Source organism: Nocardioides panacihumi (assembly GCF_039530925.1).
Taxonomy (GTDB): Bacteria; Actinomycetota; Actinomycetes; order Propionibacteriales; family Nocardioidaceae; genus Nocardioides; species Nocardioides panacihumi.
The window spans coordinates 241,314-258,152 of sequence record NZ_BAAAPB010000004.1; the positions used below are offsets into that span (position 1 = coordinate 241,314).

A 16,839-nucleotide genomic window follows, 5' to 3' on the forward strand; every position below is an offset into this window, starting at 1 on the left:
GGTGGGAGTTCGGTGCCGTGCGCGATCATGGTGCGATGGGAGAGTCAGTGTCGAACCCGCCCACCCGCGCGAGTCTCAGCCTTGATCTGATCGTCGACACCGCCCTGAAGCTGATCTCGGAGCATGGTGCCGACCGGCTCTCGATGCGCCACCTCTCAGCCGCTCTGGGCGTGTCGCTCGGGGCGACCTACCGCCACGTCGCCAGCAAGGACGAGCTCCTGGTTCTGTGCGGCCGACGGCTCTACGAACGCAGCTACACCAAGCGGGCTGCCGACGAGGACCCGCTCCACTGGGTGCGCGACCAGGTCATGCACCTGTATGACCTCCTGGTCGCCCACCCAGGGATGGCCCGGCGAGTGGTGTTCGCGGGCAACGTCGACCCGGAGCTGGCCGAGGACATCCGCCAGGCACTCCTCCAGACCGGTCACAGCGAGGACAGCGTGGACACGATCGGTCTCGTGCTTACCCTCTACACCGCGGGTGCCCTGATGGCGTCCGCCCAGGCCGAGGTGCACCGGGAGAGCGGGTCGAGCACGCGGACGCTCATCATCGCCGGGCTCGACTTCATCCTGCACAGCTATCTGGACGACAATCGGGCGGGACGCGCCCCGTCTGTCAGCTGACGAGAGGACGCTCGTCCCGGGGGAACGCCTGCTGAAAGGCCTGGGCGACTCGTAGCACCAGGTCCTCGCGGCCGTGCCACGCCGCGATCTGCAGCGCGACGGGCATGCCGTCGATGAAGCCGCACGGCACCGAGACGGCCGGGAAGCCCAGCCAGTTGAAGATCATCGTGTGGCTGCAGTAGACGGGCGCGAAGCTGCCGCCCGGGAACGACGGACCGTCGACCGTCCAGCCGCGGTCCCACTCCGTCGTGCGCGCCGCGATCCGCTGCGCCGTGACGGAGAGCAGCACGTCGTACTCCGCGAAGAACCTCCGGAAGTGCTCCCAGTTGCGTGCGCGCGACTCCGCCTGCTCACGGTAGAGGGTCGAGTCGACCGGCTGCAGCGGAGTGAGGTTGGTGCCGACCATGACCTCGTACGCCGCGGGCTCGACGGTCCAGCGCACGGTTCCGTGGGCCGCGCGGTCCTCCCAGACGTCCTCCGTGGTCTCGACTTCCGCGCCGAGCGTCGTCAAGCTCTGTGCCGCCGCGCGGGCGACGTCGATGATGCGAGCGCTGTCCTCGGTCGCGTAGACCGATGCGAAGCCGAAGTCCTCCGTCCAGGCCATCCGCAGTCCGTCGACGCCTCGGTCCAGCCCGACCACACAGTCGGCCGGATCTTCCTGGACCACGACGTAGTCGCGGCCGTCCGGACCGGACATCGCGCGCGCGAACAGGGCGGCATCGCGGACGTCGCGTGCCAGCGGGCCGAGGCTCGCGGTCAGCATCATTGTCGGCTTGCGGTAGTCCACGTGGGGGATGAGACCGCGTGAGGTGTGCAGGCCCACGACCCCGGAGTACGCGGCAGGAAGCCGCGTCGATCCGCCGCCGTCGGTTCCGATCGTGACGGGCAGCAGTCGTGCCGCAGCGGCCGCGGCCCCACCCGAGCTCGACCATCCCGGGACCCGGTCCAGGTCCCACGGGCTGCGTGCCTCGGCGTCCCAGTTGAAGGGACTGAAGACGCCCGGTTCCTTGGACTTGAGGTTGGCGCCGGCGCCCATCATGGTGTTCGTGCCGACGACGATGGCGCCTGCCTTACGCAGACGCTCGACGGCGATGTCGTCGACATCGGACACCTCGTCGGCCGCGCCCTGCCGGAAGTGCAACCCGGCGACGCGGATGTGCGATTTCACGGCGGTCGGAATGCCGTGCAGGTCGCCGAGGTCCTCGCCCGAGGACACCGCCCGATCCGCGGCTCTCGCCTGCTCCCGCGCACCCTGGTAGTCGACCTCCTCCAAGGCGTGCAGCGTGGGGTTCAGCTCCTCGATCCGGCCGAGGAAGTGCTCGGTCACCTCGAGGCAGGAGACCTCTCGCTTCGCGATCAGCTCGGTCAATCGCCAGCCGGGCAGCCAGGTGAGTTCGTCCGACACGGTGGGCCTCCTTCGTCAGCTCCTCGCTCCGACGCGTGGCCAGCAGTCACGGCGGATGCCAACCTGAAAGTAGCCTCTGGACGTGAGTCAGTCAACAGTGTTCACTGCCCCATGACGCTTCTGACAGAATCCAATTCACAGCGCAATGACACGACAGGAAGACGGTGGGCAATGACACGGTCGCTCGACGGCAAGGTGGCCCTGATCAGTGGTAGCGGGGGCGGCATCGGTCGGGCCGGCGCGCTCCGGTTCGCCGAAGCGGGCGCGATCGTCGTGGGCTGTGATGTCAACGTCGAGAGCGCCGCAGAGACCCACGCGCTCGTCACGGCCGCCGGCGGCACCATGCTCGACGTCTCGCCGGTCGATCTCGGCGACTTCGACGAGTGCCGGCGATGGGTCGATCGCGCGGTGGAGGAGTACGGCCGGATCGACGTCCTGTGGAACAACGCCTCGGCAGGCGTCTTCGCGACGATCGAGTCGATGTCTCCCACCGACTGGGACCGCTCGATCCGCAACGAGCTGACGCTGGTGTTCCTGGCCACCAAGGCGGCTTGGTCGCAGCTCGGGATCAACGGCGGCCTCATCATCAACACGGCATCGGTCGCCGGGCACGGCGGTGGAGTCGCCGGCATCGCCCACTCGGCGACCAAGTGGGGCGTGCGCGGCATGACGCACGTGATGGCCGCCGAGGGTGCCCCGCTCGGCATCCGGGCGATCAGTGTGAGCCCCGGCGTGATCGAGACGCCTGGCTCGTCGCACCAGCTGTCGCAGCCGGGAGTGACGGAGGCGCTGATGGAGCGCTCGCTCATCCCACGGCTCGGCCAGCCCGACGACATCGCGAAGTTCGTGGCGTTCCTCGCCTCCGACGACGCGGCGTTCGCGACCGGTGCCGACTTCCGGATCGACGGAGGGTTGGTGAACCACGGCTAGCGGCGGCTAGCCGCCAGCGAGGACCGCCCGCTGCTCGGCGACGTCGACGAGCTTGATCCTGGGTCGTCCGGCCGCCCGTCCGAGCGTCTTCTCATGACGGTCGAGCAGAGCCCAGGCGTCGAGGCCGACGCCGGTCGTCGCAAGCACGCCGGTGGGTTCGGCCAGGAGGCCGGCGTCGAAGTCGGCGAGCAGCGCGCCGACAGTCTCCTTCGCGCACCACTTGTTCGCGCCGATGCCACCGGAGGGGCCGCGCTTGATCCAGCCGGAGACGTACAGTCCGGGGGCGACCCGACCGTCGACGTTCGGCACCCGCCCCTGCTCGTCATCGAACGGCACGCCCGGAAGCGGACGGGCCCGATATCCGATGGCGCTGAGCACCAGACCGGCTTCGAGCTCTTCACCGTCGTCGAATCGAACCGCCCGCACGCCCGTGTCACCGAGCAGCGCGTCTGGACGCAGGCCGAACCGGAACTCGAGCCGTCGCTCGGCGCCGCTGTTGCTGCCGAGGCCCCGGAGCAGCTCGAGCTTGTGGGTGACGACCGAGTCGCCGCTCGTGACATCGAGGTCCTCGGGACGTGCGGCCAGGCCGAGGTCCGGCACCTGCAGGAGGCCGATCAGCTCGCCGGCCGTGAATGCCGCGTGCTCGGGGCCGCGCCGCCCGACGAGCACGACCTCGCGGATCTTGCTCTCGCCCAGGGCGTCGAGAGCGTCGGGGGCGATGTCGCTCTTCCGGAGGGCATCCGGCGTCGCGAGCAGGATCCGTGCGACATCGAGGGACACGTTGCCGTTGCCGATGACGACGGCGCGCTCAGAGGTGAGGTCGAACCGCAGCGACGCCTGATCGGGATGGCCGTTGTACCAGCCGACGAAGTCGACCGCCGAGTGGGACCCGGGTAGGTCCTCCCCGGGGATGCCGAGCCTCCTGCCCTCGGAGGCGCCCGTGGCGACGACGACGGCGTGGTGGCTCGAGGCCAGGTCCTGGAGGCTCACATCGGTGCCGAGCTCGACACCGAGTCGCACATCAACGCCCGGGCGCTTGAGCGTCTTGATGAGGTGGTCTCCGGCGCCCTTGGTGTCATGGTGGTCGGGCGCGACTCCGTAGCGGATCAGGCCGCCCGGTGTGAGCAGCTTGTCCACCACGGTGACCTCCACGCCGAGGCCCTTGACGCCGAGCAGCGACTCGACGACGTAACCACCGGTCGGGCCCGCCCCGACGACGGCGACCTTGAGCGGTCCCGGCCGGGAAGAGGTGAGCGCGGGCTCGCGCGGCGGGGCGGCGTACGACGCGTGGTCGGCCTGCGCGAACCAGGCGCTGTTGAGCGCGAGGAACGGCTCGTCGACTGGATCCATGTCGTAGTCGGCGGTGATCGCGTTGACGGGGCACACGTCGACGCACGATCCGCAGTCGATGCAGCTCGCGTCGTCGATGTAGAGCATCTCTGCGGTTCCGAAGCCCGGCTCGCCGGGTGCGGGGTGGATGCAGTTGACCGGGCACACGGGCACGCAGGCAGCGTCGTTGCAGCAACTTCCGGTGATCACGTGGGTCATGTCAGAGCCTGTTCGATGAAGTCAGGAGGTGTGAGGAGGAGAGGGAGCCGACGATCGCGGTCAGGGCGTTCACCGGGCGCCGGCTCAGGCCAGGCCGAGGTGCTCGACGGAGGTCGTGACGACGCCCATCCCGGTGATCCAGTCGGGGACGGGCTCGTAGGTGACGGTCTCCATCGGCGTCGCGCCGGCGGCGACCGCCGCGATCCAGGTACGGACCTCGTGAGCCCCGACGCCGGCGGGGGCGATGTCGCCGTTGGTGAACGACGCGAGGCTCTCGGGGTCGTGGCAGATCCGCTTGAGGAACTGCTGGTCCCACTCCGGGTTGACCTTGTCCTTCGCCGCGACGCGTCCCGCCTCGTTCAAAGTGAGCCGCTCCTCGTCGGAGAGCCCGGCCGCCGTGGCCTCGAGGCTCGGCGGCGAGTGCGAGAGGCCACCCGAGCCGACGTACAGGATGCGCTTGCCCAGTCCGGCGAGCTCCGCGCCGACGCTTGCTCCCAGCGCGTAGGCCCGGCCGGGCCCCGCCAGTGGGGGAGTGGCGCAGTTGATGTAGACGGGAATGACCGGAACGGTCGGCAGATCGCCGATCAGGTGCGAGTAGGTCTGGCCGAAGCCATGGTCCAGCGCCACCTTGCGAACGACGGTGACGTCGAAGTCCTGTTCCAGCAGGGCGGCGGCCAGGGGCTCCGCGAGCTCGGACGCGACGTCGTAGCTGCCCACCGGCGAGCCGAGGTCGCCGAGTCCGTCCGCCGAGAGCATGACGGCGATCGCGGGGACGCTGTCGACGAAGGCACGTCGGTGATCGCTGCCGAAGAAGACGACGAGCTCGGGAGCGAACGAGGTGACGCGACGTCGGGCCTCGTCGATGCCGGCACGGAACACTGCGCCGTGCTCGGCGCCCGTGTCCCGCAGCATGCCCGGACTGTGCGACGCGCACACGACCATCGCCGTTCCGGTGGACTGGTGAGGCATCGCGCTGCTCCTTCTGACATTGCTGCAACTTCTGACAGCGCGTGTTCGTGCGCTATCTGGCCTCAATCTAATCGCTGATTCTCGGAATCGCTAGAGGATCTGACATTCGAGTCACTTTTGACGAGCGACGAACGCGGACCTGGAGAAGCACGTTCGGCCGCCGCCCGTGACGGGCGGCGGCCGAACGCCTCTGTGCTGCGGTACGGATCAGCTGGCGGGCAGGCTGTAAAGCTGTGGGTCAGCGGGGAGCAGCTCGTAGTCCTTGAGCTGTCCGTCGGTGGTCGCCGAGGCGAGGATGCCGTTGGAGCTGCAGACGTTCGGGGAGATCGCCATCTGCTTGCCGTCGCACTGGAACTTGGCGCCGGCGCTCAGCGGGTACGTGGTCGGCGGTGCCGTCTTCAGGGTCGAGATCACGCCGGCGGCGCTGACGTCACTGATCTTGGCCGCGTTGAGTGCGTTGATCACACCGAGCATCGGGGAGTACCCCGACGCGCTGATGACCGACTCCTTCGCGCCGTTCCCGTACTTCTTGAGAACGGCGGCGAAGAGCTTCGTCTCGCTGTTCGCCGGGTCGAGATCCGAGGTGGTCACCACACGAACACCGTCGTAGCCACCGGGGATCGACTTCGCGCCCGCGGCCGAGAGGCACTGCGAGATCACCGTGATCTTCGCGCCCGGGTCGACCGTCTTGATGGCCTGGATCGCCGGGGTGCAGAAGCTCTCGTTGCCGAACACGTGGTAGAGGCCCGGGCTGTCCTTGCTGGCCGCGGTGATCTGCGGGGTCATGTCAGCAGTGCCCGGCGGAACCGCGGTGACCTTGAGGTCGACGCCGGCGTTCTTGTAGAGCGCCGTGCCGACCGTCCGGGCCGGCGCCTCGGCGCCCGGGACGGCGATCACGATCATGGCGGCCTTCTTGACGCCCTGGTTGCCGGCGTCGGCGGCCGGGACACCGAAGTAGGAGAGGCCGTTGAACAGCGAGAAGTAGTTGGGCGACGACAGCGCGGCCTGGGTGCTGCCGCTCGCAGCCGTGATCGGGATGCCGGCCGGGGACAGGACCGCGACCGTCTGGTCGGCCTCGGCGAGGGTGCCTTCGACGACGGCCGAGGCCTTCGCCTTGACCATCTGGTTCGCGCAGTCCGTGGCCATCGCCGGGTCCTGGCGGACCTCGCAGACCTTGACCTCGATCTTGTGGCCGTTGATGCCACCGAGGTAGTCGTTGGCATAGGCGGCGGCGGCCTGTGCGCCCTTGTACTCGTCGCTCTGGTCAACGGCCTGGCTCTTGCCGTCGCTGATCACACCGATCGTGATGGGGGTGCCGGTGGCCTTGTTGGCGGTGCCGAGCTGTGCGGAGCCCGACGTGCCCGAAGTCTCGTCGCCGCTCCCCCCGTTGTCGCTCGACCCGCAGGCGGTCACGGTCAGGGCCAGGACGGCGGGGATGGCGGCGGCCAGCGCCCGGCGGCGGCCGCGGGTGGAAACGTGCATTGCTTCTCCTTGGCAGGGTTCGTACAGGAACAAGAGTGAACAGACCTGTCAGATTCCGAACAGGTCGATCGTGACATGACCCTGGTCACATCGCGAGGCCGGGAACGGATCGTTATCAAAACGAGACCTTATGCCCGTGCGCTAGGCGTGTCTGCGCGCAATTGCGCGCAACAATGACCGTTCGATTGACGGGTAACCCGGTGACTAGAAGCGACACGCCTGTCAGTAAACGTGCCATGTGTCGGTGAGAACGGGTTCAGGCGAGAAGAACGGTGTAACGCCAGTCCAGGACGGGACGGGGCCCCTCGGCACTGCCGTGCACGCTGACCACCGAGCGCAGGCGGACCGCGTGTCCCTGGGTCAGGGGGGTGCTACCGATGACCTCGATCTCGCTGGTCAGCGTGTCGCCCTCGTGAACCGGAGCGATGTGGTCGCACGACTCCCAGCCGAGCACGGTGACCACGTCAGGGAGGGCTCGGGTCAGCTGGGCGAGCGCGAGCCCGATGGTGTGGCCGCCGTACACGAGCCGTGAGCCGCTGACGCGTTCGTCGTGGTGGACGGCGGCGATGTTGAGGGTGAGCCGGGCGAGCTCCGGGGCGGATGAGACCACGTCGCCGGAGGTGGTGAAGGAGTCCCCGACGAGATCAGGGGCGCCGCCGAAGCCCCGGACGCCGGTCCGAAAGGCGGTGAGGTCCCAGCCGTCGGGGCTGCGCCACGCCGGCGTCTCGTCGGCGCCGATCAGGGAGAGGTCCTCGTGGGGGACCAGGCGATCGGGGTCGGCCGCCGGGCCGACCGGGAGCATCGCGCAGCGGTGGAAGTCGAGCACCGTGTCGCCGCGCTGATCGGTGGTCGTCATCCGCAGCGCAGCGAGGCCGGTGGCGGCGCGGCCAGGCTTCGCGGAGTTCTCGCGGAGGCCGACGACCTCGGTGCGGGTGCGGATCGTGTCACCGATGTGCGCGAAGCGATGGAAGCGCAGTCCTCGGTAGAAGAGGTTGGCCTTGACGTGGTGGGTGGCCAGCGTCGACTGTCCGATCGCGACGTCCCAGACCAGGCTCGGGCTCGCCGTCGGCGTGGCCGAGCCGGTCACCGCCCGCGACAGCTCCTCGTCGAGGGCCAGCCGGATCCGGTCGCCGAGGATCGCGCGGTGACTCGCGGCCAGGCCGGCGGTGAGCGTCATCGCCGGCGCGCTCTCGAAGGTCATGCCGACCTCGAGCTCGTCGAAGTAGGGTCCGCCCACGGCTCTCGGCATCTCGATGACCTCTCTCAGCGTGACAGGAATGTCACATTAGCGCAGTCGGGCGGGTCATCTGCGCTCGCATCGCTTGACCATGGATGTCAGATCCATGACGATCGGACCATGAGCACCCTCAACGCGGAAGAGGCCTTCCTCGTCCAGACGATCCGCGCCTTCGTCGACCGCGACGTGAAGCCGACGGTCCGCGATGTCGAGCACGCGAACGAGTATCCCGAGAAGTGGATCGAGCAGATGAAGCAGATCGGCATCTACGGGCTCGCCATCCCGGAGGAGTACGGCGGCAGTCCGGTGTCGATGCCCTGCTACGTGCAGGTCACGGAGGAACTAGCCCGCGGATGGATGAGCCTGGCCGGCGCGATGGGCGGGCATACGGTGGTCGCCAAGCTCGTCGGTCTGTTCGGGACCGAGGAGCAGAAGCAGCGCTACCTCCCCTCGATGGCGACCGGTGAGCTGCGTGCCACCATGGCTCTGACCGAGCCGGGCGGTGGATCCGACCTGCAGGCGATGGCGACCACGGCCCGCCGTGACGGCGACGACCTGGTGATCAGCGGGTCCAAGACGTGGATCAGCAATGCCCGCCGCTCCGGGCTGATCGCCCTTCTGTGCAAGACCGATCCCTCCGCGTCACCCCGGCACGCAGGCATCTCGATCGTCCTGGTCGAGCACGGTCCGGGTCTGACCGTCTCGCGTGACCTCCCCAAGCTGGGCTACAAGGGCGTCGAGTCATGCGAGATCTCGTTCGACGACTACCGGATCCCGGCCACCGCAGTCCTGGGCGGCGTGGAGGGGCAGGGCTTCCCTCAGATGATGAAGGGCCTGGAGACCGGTCGGATCCAGGTCGCCTCCCGCGCCCTCGGCGTGGCGGCCGCCGCGCTCGAGGACGCCCTTGCCTACGCCCAGGTCCGCCAGTCCTTCGGCAAGCCCATCTACCAGCACCAGTCGATCGGCAACTACCTCGCCGACATGGCGACCAAGCTGACGGCCGCCCGCCAGCTGACGCGCTACGCCGCCGAGCGCGCCGACGCCGGCGACCGGTGCGACATGGAAGCGGGGATGGCCAAGCTCTTCGCGTCCGAGGTCGCCATGGAGATCGCTCTCAGCGCGGTCCGGATTCACGGTGGCTATGGCTACTCGACCGAGTACGACGTCGAGCGCTACTTCCGCGACGCCCCGCTGATGATCGTCGGCGAGGGCACGAACGAGATCCAGCGCAACGTGATCGCCAGCCAGCTGGTCGCCCGCGGAGGGCTCTGAGCTACGCCGTCGCGTCCGGGTGCACGTAGCCCTTCGGCAGGATGAAGATCGCCTCGGCCTCGACGGTGATCCCCTCGTCGTCGGCGATGCTGCCGACGACGTACGCCTTGCGTCCTTCGACCCGATCGATCCTGGCCTCGGTCCGCAGCCGTCCCAACGGGGTCCCTCGTCGATAGCGGAGGGTCAGCGTGCCCGTCAGGCCCCAGTGACCGGATGCGCTGACGGCCTCACCCAGGACGTGGTCGAGGATCAGCGCGGCCATGCCCCCGTGCAGGCGACCCGGAGGGCCCTCGTAGGCGGTTCCGACGCGGAACTCGGACCACACGAGACCGTCCGGTGCGTGCTGCAGGGTGAGCGGGGGAGCGATCGGGTTACGAACTCCGATGACGGGGCTGCCCCAGGTGCGCCGCCGGCCGGGTGCTTCCGAGTGGACGCCGTACGAGCCGGGTAGTTGGTGAGCCCTGAGATGCCCGGCGATGCGTTCGAGGTCGGCGGTGGCCTGGCGGATCACGTGGTCGTCCACCTCGGTGCGGATCGACGCGTCGACCAAGGCCCGGACCGCCTCGGCGAGGGGGCCGTAGAGGCCTTCGCGCTCATCCGCCTCGAGCCGCTCGGTAGCCGTGTCCTCCAGGTACCTCGTCATGCTTCCGAGCATATCTGACACACTGTCTATGTTCACCCCAGGAAGGGCTTCAGATGACCGACTACGACGCCCTCGACGGACTCCTCGCCCGTCGCCGAAGTTGCCGCGCCTACCTCGACCGGGAGGTGCCCCGGGCAGACATCGAGCGCATGCTCGCGCTGGCCCAGCGGACGGCGAGCTGGTGCAACACCCAGCCCTGGGGGCTCGTCGTCACGAGCGGAGCGACGACCAAGGAGCTCGGCGAGGTCCTCGTCGATGCCGCGACTCGAGGCGCACGGGGATCGGACCTCCCCGGGCCCGCGGCCTACGAGGGCGTGTACCAGGACCGGCGGCGCGAGTCCGGTCACGGGCTCTACGGCAGCCTTGGTATCGAGCGCAACGACGGTCCTGCGCGCAGTCGGCAGGCACTGGAGAACTTCCGCTTCTTCGGCGCCCCGCACACGGCGATCGTCACGTCCGATCGACAGCTGGGCACCTACGGCGCCGTCGACTGCGGCGCTTACGTCGGGAACCTCCTCCTCGCCGCCGAGAGCCTCGGTCTCGCGGCGGTCGCGCAGGCGGCCATTGCCATGGTGTCGGGGGCGGTGCGTGAGTTCCTGCGACTTCCCGACGATCGTGTGGTCGTCTGCGCAGTCTCGTTCGGGTACGCCGACGAGGGCCACCCTGCGAACGCCTTTCGGACGTCGCGGGCGGCCCTCGATGACGTGGTGACCTGGGCCTAACGGCCCTGCCAGACCGGCTGACGCTTCTCCGCGAAGGCGCGGGGCCCCTCCTTGGCGTCCTCGGAGCGGGCGATCGCCGGCAGCAGCCGGTACGTCTGGTCCCAGCCCTCGTGCTCGACCGGACGATCGCCGTCGGGCTGCTGGGCGAGTGCGATCTGCTTGTGCGCCTGGACCGCCAGCGGAGCGTTCGCCGCGATCGTCGCCGCCAGCTCGAGGGCGGCGTCGAGCACGCGGTCGGCCGGCACCACCCGGTTGACCAGGTGGAGGTTGAGCGCCTCGCTCGCACTGATCGCCTCGCCGGTGAGCAGGAGCTCCATCGCCACGGTCGGCGGGAGCTTGGCGATGAGGCGGAAAGCACCGCCTGCACCCGCGACCAGGCCGCGCTTCACCTCGGGAAGTCCGAACGTGGCAGTGTCGGCGGCCACGGCCAGGTCACTGGCGAGCACGAGCTCGGTGCCGCCGCCCAGGGCGGGCCCGTTGACGGCAGCGATCGTCGGCTTGCTGATCCCGTGGCCGACGTACCCGGCCAGACCCCACTTCTCACGGCCCTCCGGGATGATCCGCTCGCCGCGGCTGAGCGCCTTGAGGTCGGCGCCGGCGCAGAACGCCTTGTCACCGGATCCGGTCAGCACCACGACGCGCACGGCGGGATCCTGCTCGGCCTGCGTGAGCGCGTCGCCCACGAGGACGCACATCTCCTCGTTGACGGCGTTGCGTGCCTCGGGGCGGTTGAGAGTGATGACCATGATGCCGTCGCGCACCTCGGTCAGGGCAGCGGGCGGGGCGACGGTCTCGGTCTCTACGGTCATCGGGGAACCTTCACCTGACATCGTCGGGTCAGTCGCTCGAGGGGAGCGGCTTGGCGCTCTTCACAGCGAGCGGAACACCATCCAGGGCGAGGGATCCGGCGCCGCCCTTGGTGGCGAGGACCTCGATGGTGTCGGCCTCGTCGACGTAGCGCTTGCCGATTGCGGTGCCGCCTGCCGCCTCCGGAGCGAGGGAAAGCCCGTCGCCCGGCGCGCCGCCGAGATCGATCATCGGGGCACCGCCGCAACTCAAGGTGCCCTCCGCCGAGCCTGCCCGGACGATGATCACCTGCGTGTCGCAGACCTGGCTCTTCAGGCGCGCGCCGCTCTTCAACATCGGTCGTTCCTCCATCAGCGTCATGACTGTGCGCTCGCGACGATGCTCGCCACGATCTCCTTCCTCAGAATCTTGCCCGTGGCCGTGCTGGGCAGGTCATCGACGAAGACAACGCGGTCCGGAGTGCGGGAGCCGCGAAGGCTCGCCCGCACGAACTGCCGCAGGTCCTCGGCGTCGGTGTCGTGGCCCGGCTCCAGCACCACGGTCGCCACGATCGCCTCGCCCCAGTGTTCGTCGGGCACCCCGACCACGGCGACCGCCTGGACGGCCGGGTGCTCTACGAGGACGTCCTCGATCTCAGCTGGGGCGATGTTCTCGCCGCCGCGGATGATCGTGTCGTCGTTGCGCCCCACGATGAAGAGATAGCCGTCCGCGTCCTGGTACGCCAGGTCTCGGGTCGGGAACCAGCCGTCGGCGTCGAGCACGGAGCCGGAGCCCATGTATTCGCCGGAGACCTGCGGGCCTCGCACCCACAGCTCGCCCTGGTCGCCCACCGCGACCGGGTCGCCGAGGGCCGAGCGGATCTCCGCCTCGACTCCGGGCACCGGTCGACCGATCGAGCCGAGCCGCAGGCGCACGGCCGGGTCGTCGCTGGTGAGCGCTTCGCGGTGGTCGTCAGGACCGAGCAGCGCGATCGTCGAGCTGGTCTCGGTCAGCCCGTACGCGTTCACGAAGCCGACCTGGGGGAACGACTCGAGCGCCGCTTCGAGTGTCGGGCGAGGCATCCGGGCGCCGCCGTACGACAGCGACCGCAGGCTCGGCACGCCCGCCGGGGCGCCCCGGAGGCTCTGCACGATCCGCTCCAGCATCGTGGGGACGACCATGGCCGACGTCGCCCGCTCCTGGCGGGCCAGCGCGAGCCACGCATCTGAGTCGAAGTGCGGGAGGTAGACCATCCGGCGTCCGGCGTAGAGGTTGGTGAGGATCGTTCCCATCCCGGCGACGTGGTACGGCGGCACGCTGATCAGTGCAGCGTCAGTCTCTTCCGCCGACCCGAAGTCGACCGTTCCCATCACGTAGCTGAGCAGATGGCTGTGCCGGAGGACGACCCCCTTCGGGGCCGATGTGGTGCCACTGGTGAAGAGGACGATCGCCGGGGCGTCGGGATCGACGTCGACGGGCGGCAGTACGTCGGTGCGCGCACGGGCGGCGGCGAAGAGGTCGGTGGTCGTGACGATCGGGGCCGTGACCTCGGTCAGTGACGAGGTGAGGGCGGGATCGACGACGACGACGGCACCGTCGGCGCGGTTGATCAGCTCGGTCAGCTGGCGCGCCCCCAGTCGGTAGTTGACCGGGGTGAAGGGGAGGCCGGCGTGGGCCGCAGCGAAGACCAGCGTGGGCAGCTCGATGCCCGAGTGGCCGAGGAACACCACGTGCTTCGCGCCCGACTCCTGCAGCTCCGTCCCGGTGGCGCCGACCAGCTCACAGAGCTCACCGAACGTGACGGTCGAGCCGTCGACGGTGAGGGCGCGCCGTTCCGGATAGGTCGATCCGGCCATGTCGAGGATCAATGAGATGGTCATGCTGTCGGCTGCTCCCGGTTCTGCACGTCGAAACCTTCCGCCGGCTCCCGCCGTCGAGGCGAGAGGCCTGCTTCGACGATGACTGTAGTCACACTTCTGACGCTATGTCTATCATTGGCTTGCCGCACTCAAGCGTGAATCGGGCGAGGCGGCACCTTGCCATCTGACAACAGGGGGCAGATAGGGTGTTATCGGCATCACAACCTTATTCACTTCCCGAGGAGACAGTTGTGTCATCGCTGACCGAGGGGGCGTCGTGACCGCGATCAGCTACCTCTACGTCCCCGGCAACGCGCCCGCCAGATTCTCCAAGGCGGACGCCAGCGGCGCCTCTGCGGTGATCTTCGATCTTGAGGACGCCGTGGGGCGCGATGACAAGGTGGTTGCCCGCGCCAACGTCGCCCGGCACCTCGCCCAGCCGCGACCGGCAGGCGTCGAGACCTGGGTGAGGCTCAACGGCGGCGAACGGGTCGCCCGTGACGTCGCGGCCGTGGTCGGACCGGGCTTGACCGGCGTCATTCCGGCGAAGGTGGCGTGTGCGGAGCAGCTGCTGGAGCTCGACGAGCTGCTGACCGCCGCCGAGTCCGAGCGCGGTCTCGTCCGCGGCCGGATCGCCGTCGCGCCGTTGATCGAGTCGGGACTCGGGCTGGCCAACGTCGTCGAGATCGCCGGTGGCCCCCGGGTGACGACACTCCACCTCGGCGAGGTCGACCTTGTCGCCGACCTCGGGATCGAGCCCGGTCCGGACGGCACCGAGCTGTTGTTCGCCCGCAGCCAGGTGGTCGTGGCCTGCAGCGCGGCCGGGATCAGCAGCCCCGTTGCCCCCGTCTCGCCCGACTTCCGCGACCTGGCCGCGTACGCCGACTCGACGCGCGCGCTGCGCCGTCTCGGTTTCGTCGGACGTGCCTGCATCCACCCCACCCAAGTGCCGGTCGTCCGCGACATCTTCACCCGCTCGGCAGCCGAGACGGCGGAGGCCCAGGACATCCTGCGCCGCCTCGAGGAGGCCGCGGGCAGCGTGGCGGTCGATGCGGGAGGTCGCATGATCGACGAAGCGGTGGCTCGCCAGGCCCGCCGGGTCCTGGCCACCTGAACTGCAGTCCCCCCACTTCGGAACTCCACCCGTGGCGGCCGGCCGACGGCCGCACTGACGAAAGGCGAGCGCCATGGCGTTGGCTATCACTGAGGACCACGAGGCGCTCGCGCAGGTCGCGAGCTCCTACCTCCAGAAGTCCTGCGCTCGGGACGCCGCGCGGGCGACGCTGGACCAGGCGACAGACGGACTACCAGCCATGTGGTCCGACCTCGCTGACCTCGGATGGCTCGGCGTGCACCTGCCCGAGGAGTACGGCGGGTCCGGATACGGGCTGGCTGAGCTCGCGGTCGTGCTCGAGGCGCTGGGGCACGAGCTCGCACCCGGTCCGTTCCTGCCGACGACACTCTGCTCGGCGATCATCGCGGCCGAGGCCGACGAGGCGTTGAGCAACGAGCTGATCCCCGGTCTCGCTGACGGCCGCCGCGTTGGCGCGGTGGGATTGTCGACCGGCCTGTCCCTCGACTCGGAGGGGCGACTCAGCGGCGAGAGCCGCGCCGTGCTCGGTGCGCCTGACGCCGACGTGCTTGCGCTCGTGGTCGGAGATGGCGTCGTCGTCCTCGAGGTGACCGAACCCGGGATCGTGGTGCGACCCGACGAGGGCCTCGACACCACGCGGCGCATCGGCTCCGTCGCCGCAGACGCGGTGGTCGTGCGGCCGGGACGACTCCTCGCCGGAGCGGCCAAGCGTGCCGTAGCCCTGTTCCGGATCCTGGCGGCCGCGGAGGCGGTCGGAAGCATCTATGCGTGCGTCGAGGCGTCGACCGACTACGCGAAGGTGCGCGAGCAGTTCGGCCGACCGATCGGCACGTTCCAGGCGGTCAAGCACCACCTCGCGAACATGCTGGTCGATGCCGAGCAGACCGTGGCCGCTGCCTGGGACGCAGCGCGCTCTCCGGACCTCGACGGCGCTTGGTTCGCCGCAGCGGTCGCGGCCTCCCACGCTGCCCGGGCCCAGGTTCAGGTCGCCCGCCTCAACATCCAGCTGCATGGCGGCATCGGGTTCACGTGGGAGCACGACGCCCACCTGTACCTGCGTCGCGCCGAGACGGTGGCAGCGCTGCTGCTCGATGGCCGCGACCCTCACGTCGATGTCGTCGAGTGCTTCCGGTCCGGCACCGCGCAGGGTGCGTCGTTCGAGCTGCCCGAGGAGGCGGAGGACCACCGGGCCGAGGCACGCGCCGCAGCGGCCCACGTGCTCGGTCTCCCCGAGAACGAACGGCGCGGCTTCCTGGTCGACAGCGGATATCTCGTGCCGCACTGGCGCAAGCCGTGGGGCCGGGCGGCAGGCGTGGTCGAGCAGCTCGTCATCGAGGAGGAGTTCGCCGGCGTCGATGTGCCCGACACGGGCATCTCCGGCTGGATCAGTCTGACCATCTCCCAGGAGGGCACGGAGGAGCAGCAGCGTCGCTGGATCGACGACGTGCTCCGCGGGCGCACGAACTGGTGCCAGTTGTTCAGCGAGCCGGAGGCCGGGTCCGACGCCGCCGCGGTGCGGACCACCGGCAAGCGCGTCGAGGGCGGTTGGCGGGTCAGTGGGCAGAAGGTGTGGACGAGCACGGCCCAGGACTGTCAGTGGGGACTAGCGACGGTCCGCACGGATCCGAGTGCGTCGAAGCACGCCGGTGTGACGATGATGGCCGTCGACATGAGCGCAGCCGGTGTGGAGGTCCGGCCGCTACGCGAGATCACGGGTGATGCGCTCTTCAACGAGGTGTTCTTCGACGATGTCTTCGTGCCTGACGCCGACGTCGTCGGTGGCGAGGGCGAGGGCTGGAAGGTCGCACGCGCGACGCTCGGCAACGAGCGCGTGTCGATCGGCGGCGGCAGCGGCTCGATCTCCTTCGGCACGGCGGAGCTGCTGGACGTGCTCGACAAGTCGCCCGGGGCCCCCGGGCAGGCAGCCCACGAGGTCGGCGCCATGCTGGTCGAGGCGCACACGCTGCGGCTCCTCAACCTGCGGCAGGCGAGCCGCGCGCTCGCCGGCGGACGGCCGGGTCCGGAGGCCAACATCACCAAGCTGGTCAAGGCCGAGCACTCCCAGCGGATCACCGAGCTCGGGATGCTCCTCGCGGGCCCGTCGGCAGTTACCGGGCATCGGCCGGAGGTCAGCTATCCCTACCTCTTCGCCCGGTGCCTCACGATCGCAGGCGGGACCTCGGAGATCATGCGCAACACCATCGCCGAGCGGCTGCTGGGCTTGCCCCGCGACCCGTTGGTGAAGTGATAGCGATGGCCGGTCTTCCTCT

15 protein-coding genes are annotated in these 16,839 nt (G+C 69.5%); 6 read left to right on the plus strand and 9 right to left on the minus strand.

Going from position 1 to position 16,839, the window contains the following annotated elements; translation table 11 throughout:
- The first annotated feature begins 35 nt into the window (after window positions 1-35).
- Entirely contained in the window at window positions 36-623 is a 588-nt protein-coding gene (locus ABD205_RS17175) for a TetR/AcrR family transcriptional regulator (RefSeq protein ID WP_344046882.1), read from the plus strand.
- On the opposite strand, the gene ABD205_RS17180 is transcribed toward ABD205_RS17175, so the two are convergent.
- Window positions 616-2,028, minus strand: a complete 1,413-nt coding sequence (locus ABD205_RS17180) for an amidase (RefSeq protein ID WP_344046884.1) — start codon at window positions 2,026-2,028, stop codon at window positions 616-618. The genes ABD205_RS17175 and ABD205_RS17180 overlap by 8 nt on opposite strands.
- 171 nt (window positions 2,029-2,199) lie before the next feature.
- On the opposite strand from ABD205_RS17180, the gene ABD205_RS17185 reads away from it, so the two are divergent.
- On the plus strand, window positions 2,200-2,958 hold the full coding sequence (locus tag ABD205_RS17185; protein WP_344046886.1) for an SDR family NAD(P)-dependent oxidoreductase: 759 nt from the start codon (window positions 2,200-2,202) through the stop codon (window positions 2,956-2,958).
- 6 nt (window positions 2,959-2,964) lie between these two features.
- Here the strand turns inward: ABD205_RS17185 and ABD205_RS17190 are convergent, their stop codons facing one another.
- The 4 genes from ABD205_RS17190 to ABD205_RS17205 form a co-directional block, all read right to left on the minus strand.
- Window positions 2,965-4,506 (minus strand): FAD-dependent oxidoreductase, encoded by a 1,542-nt coding sequence (locus ABD205_RS17190; RefSeq protein ID WP_344046888.1) that lies wholly within the window; start codon window positions 4,504-4,506, stop codon window positions 2,965-2,967.
- A gap of 84 nt (window positions 4,507-4,590) precedes the next feature.
- Window positions 4,591-5,475 carry a 3-carboxyethylcatechol 2,3-dioxygenase gene (locus tag ABD205_RS17195; RefSeq protein ID WP_344046890.1) on the minus strand — a complete coding sequence of 295 codons (885 nt, stop codon included), beginning with the start codon at window positions 5,473-5,475 and terminating at the stop codon, window positions 4,591-4,593.
- A 207-nt stretch (window positions 5,476-5,682) separates the two neighbouring features.
- Entirely contained in the window at window positions 5,683-6,957 is a 1,275-nt protein-coding gene (locus tag ABD205_RS17200; RefSeq protein WP_344046892.1) for an ABC transporter substrate-binding protein, read from the minus strand.
- 256 nt (window positions 6,958-7,213) lie between these two features.
- Window positions 7,214-8,206: a MaoC family dehydratase gene (locus tag ABD205_RS17205; protein WP_344046894.1), complete on the minus strand. Its 993-nt coding sequence runs from the start codon at window positions 8,204-8,206 to the stop codon at window positions 7,214-7,216.
- Between the two features lie 108 nt (window positions 8,207-8,314).
- Between ABD205_RS17205 and ABD205_RS17210 the strand changes: the two genes are divergently transcribed.
- Window positions 8,315-9,466, plus strand: coding sequence for an acyl-CoA dehydrogenase family protein (locus ABD205_RS17210; protein WP_344046896.1), 1,152 nt, complete (start codon window positions 8,315-8,317; stop codon window positions 9,464-9,466).
- A gap of 1 nt (window position 9,467) precedes the next feature.
- Here ABD205_RS17210 and ABD205_RS17215 read toward each other — a convergent pair whose 3' ends face one another.
- The gene (locus ABD205_RS17215) at window positions 9,468-10,109 is read right to left on the minus strand and encodes a PaaI family thioesterase (RefSeq protein ID WP_344046898.1); all 642 of its coding nucleotides are present in this window, start codon (window positions 10,107-10,109) and stop codon (window positions 9,468-9,470) included.
- Window positions 10,110-10,162: 53 nt separating this feature from the next.
- Between ABD205_RS17215 and ABD205_RS17220 the strand changes: the two genes are divergently transcribed.
- Window positions 10,163-10,831, plus strand: coding sequence for a nitroreductase (locus ABD205_RS17220; RefSeq protein WP_344046900.1), 669 nt, complete (start codon window positions 10,163-10,165; stop codon window positions 10,829-10,831).
- On the opposite strand, the gene ABD205_RS17225 is transcribed toward ABD205_RS17220, so the two are convergent.
- The 3 genes from ABD205_RS17225 to ABD205_RS17235 are packed head-to-tail and all read right to left on the minus strand — an operon-like array spanning window position 10,828 to window position 13,497.
- Complete coding sequence (locus tag ABD205_RS17225; RefSeq protein ID WP_344046902.1) at window positions 10,828-11,640, minus strand: crotonase/enoyl-CoA hydratase family protein; 813 nt, start codon at window positions 11,638-11,640, stop codon at window positions 10,828-10,830. The two genes, ABD205_RS17220 and ABD205_RS17225, sit on opposite strands and share 4 nt — an antisense overlap.
- Before the next feature lie 28 nt (window positions 11,641-11,668).
- A complete protein-coding gene (locus ABD205_RS17230; RefSeq protein ID WP_344046904.1) occupies window positions 11,669-11,998 on the minus strand; it encodes a hypothetical protein in 330 nt (109 codons plus the stop codon).
- Window positions 11,995-13,497: a class I adenylate-forming enzyme family protein gene (locus tag ABD205_RS17235; RefSeq protein WP_344046906.1), complete on the minus strand. Its 1,503-nt coding sequence runs from the start codon at window positions 13,495-13,497 to the stop codon at window positions 11,995-11,997. Before ABD205_RS17235 ends, ABD205_RS17230 begins: the two co-directional genes overlap by 4 nt.
- A 256-nt stretch (window positions 13,498-13,753) precedes the next feature.
- Between ABD205_RS17235 and ABD205_RS17240 the strand changes: the two genes are divergently transcribed.
- Window positions 13,754-14,590 (plus strand): HpcH/HpaI aldolase/citrate lyase family protein, encoded by an 837-nt coding sequence (locus ABD205_RS17240; protein WP_344046908.1) that lies wholly within the window; start codon window positions 13,754-13,756, stop codon window positions 14,588-14,590.
- A 73-nt stretch (window positions 14,591-14,663) separates the two neighbouring features.
- Entirely contained in the window at window positions 14,664-16,817 is a 2,154-nt protein-coding gene (locus ABD205_RS17245; protein WP_344046910.1) for an acyl-CoA dehydrogenase family protein, read from the plus strand.
- Window positions 16,818-16,839: the final 22 nt, after the last annotated feature.

Excerpts from the sequence above, each read along its gene's own strand:
- ABD205_RS17235 (WP_344046906.1), bottom strand. The coding sequence starts at position 13,497 with ATGACCATCTCATTGATCCTCGACATGGCCGGATCGACCTATCCGGAA.
- ABD205_RS17205 (WP_344046894.1), bottom strand. The coding sequence starts at position 8,206 with ATGCCGAGAGCCGTGGGCGGACCCTACTTCGACGAGCTCGAGGTCGGC.
- ABD205_RS17185 (WP_344046886.1), top strand. The coding sequence starts at position 2,200 with ATGACACGGTCGCTCGACGGCAAGGTGGCCCTGATCAGTGGTAGCGGG.
- ABD205_RS17225 (WP_344046902.1), bottom strand. The coding sequence starts at position 11,640 with ATGACCGTAGAGACCGAGACCGTCGCCCCGCCCGCTGCCCTGACCGAG.
- ABD205_RS17210 (WP_344046896.1), top strand. The coding sequence starts at position 8,315 with ATGAGCACCCTCAACGCGGAAGAGGCCTTCCTCGTCCAGACGATCCGC.
- ABD205_RS17230 (WP_344046904.1), bottom strand. The coding sequence starts at position 11,998 with ATGACGCTGATGGAGGAACGACCGATGTTGAAGAGCGGCGCGCGCCTG.
- ABD205_RS17195 (WP_344046890.1), bottom strand. The coding sequence starts at position 5,475 with ATGCCTCACCAGTCCACCGGAACGGCGATGGTCGTGTGCGCGTCGCAC.
- ABD205_RS17190 (WP_344046888.1), bottom strand. The coding sequence starts at position 4,506 with ATGACCCACGTGATCACCGGAAGTTGCTGCAACGACGCTGCCTGCGTG.
- ABD205_RS17200 (WP_344046892.1), bottom strand. The coding sequence starts at position 6,957 with ATGCACGTTTCCACCCGCGGCCGCCGCCGGGCGCTGGCCGCCGCCATC.
- ABD205_RS17245 (WP_344046910.1), top strand. The coding sequence starts at position 14,664 with ATGGCGTTGGCTATCACTGAGGACCACGAGGCGCTCGCGCAGGTCGCG.
- ABD205_RS17215 (WP_344046898.1), bottom strand. The coding sequence starts at position 10,109 with ATGACGAGGTACCTGGAGGACACGGCTACCGAGCGGCTCGAGGCGGAT.
- ABD205_RS17175 (WP_344046882.1), top strand. The coding sequence starts at position 36 with ATGGGAGAGTCAGTGTCGAACCCGCCCACCCGCGCGAGTCTCAGCCTT.
- ABD205_RS17220 (WP_344046900.1), top strand. The coding sequence starts at position 10,163 with ATGACCGACTACGACGCCCTCGACGGACTCCTCGCCCGTCGCCGAAGT.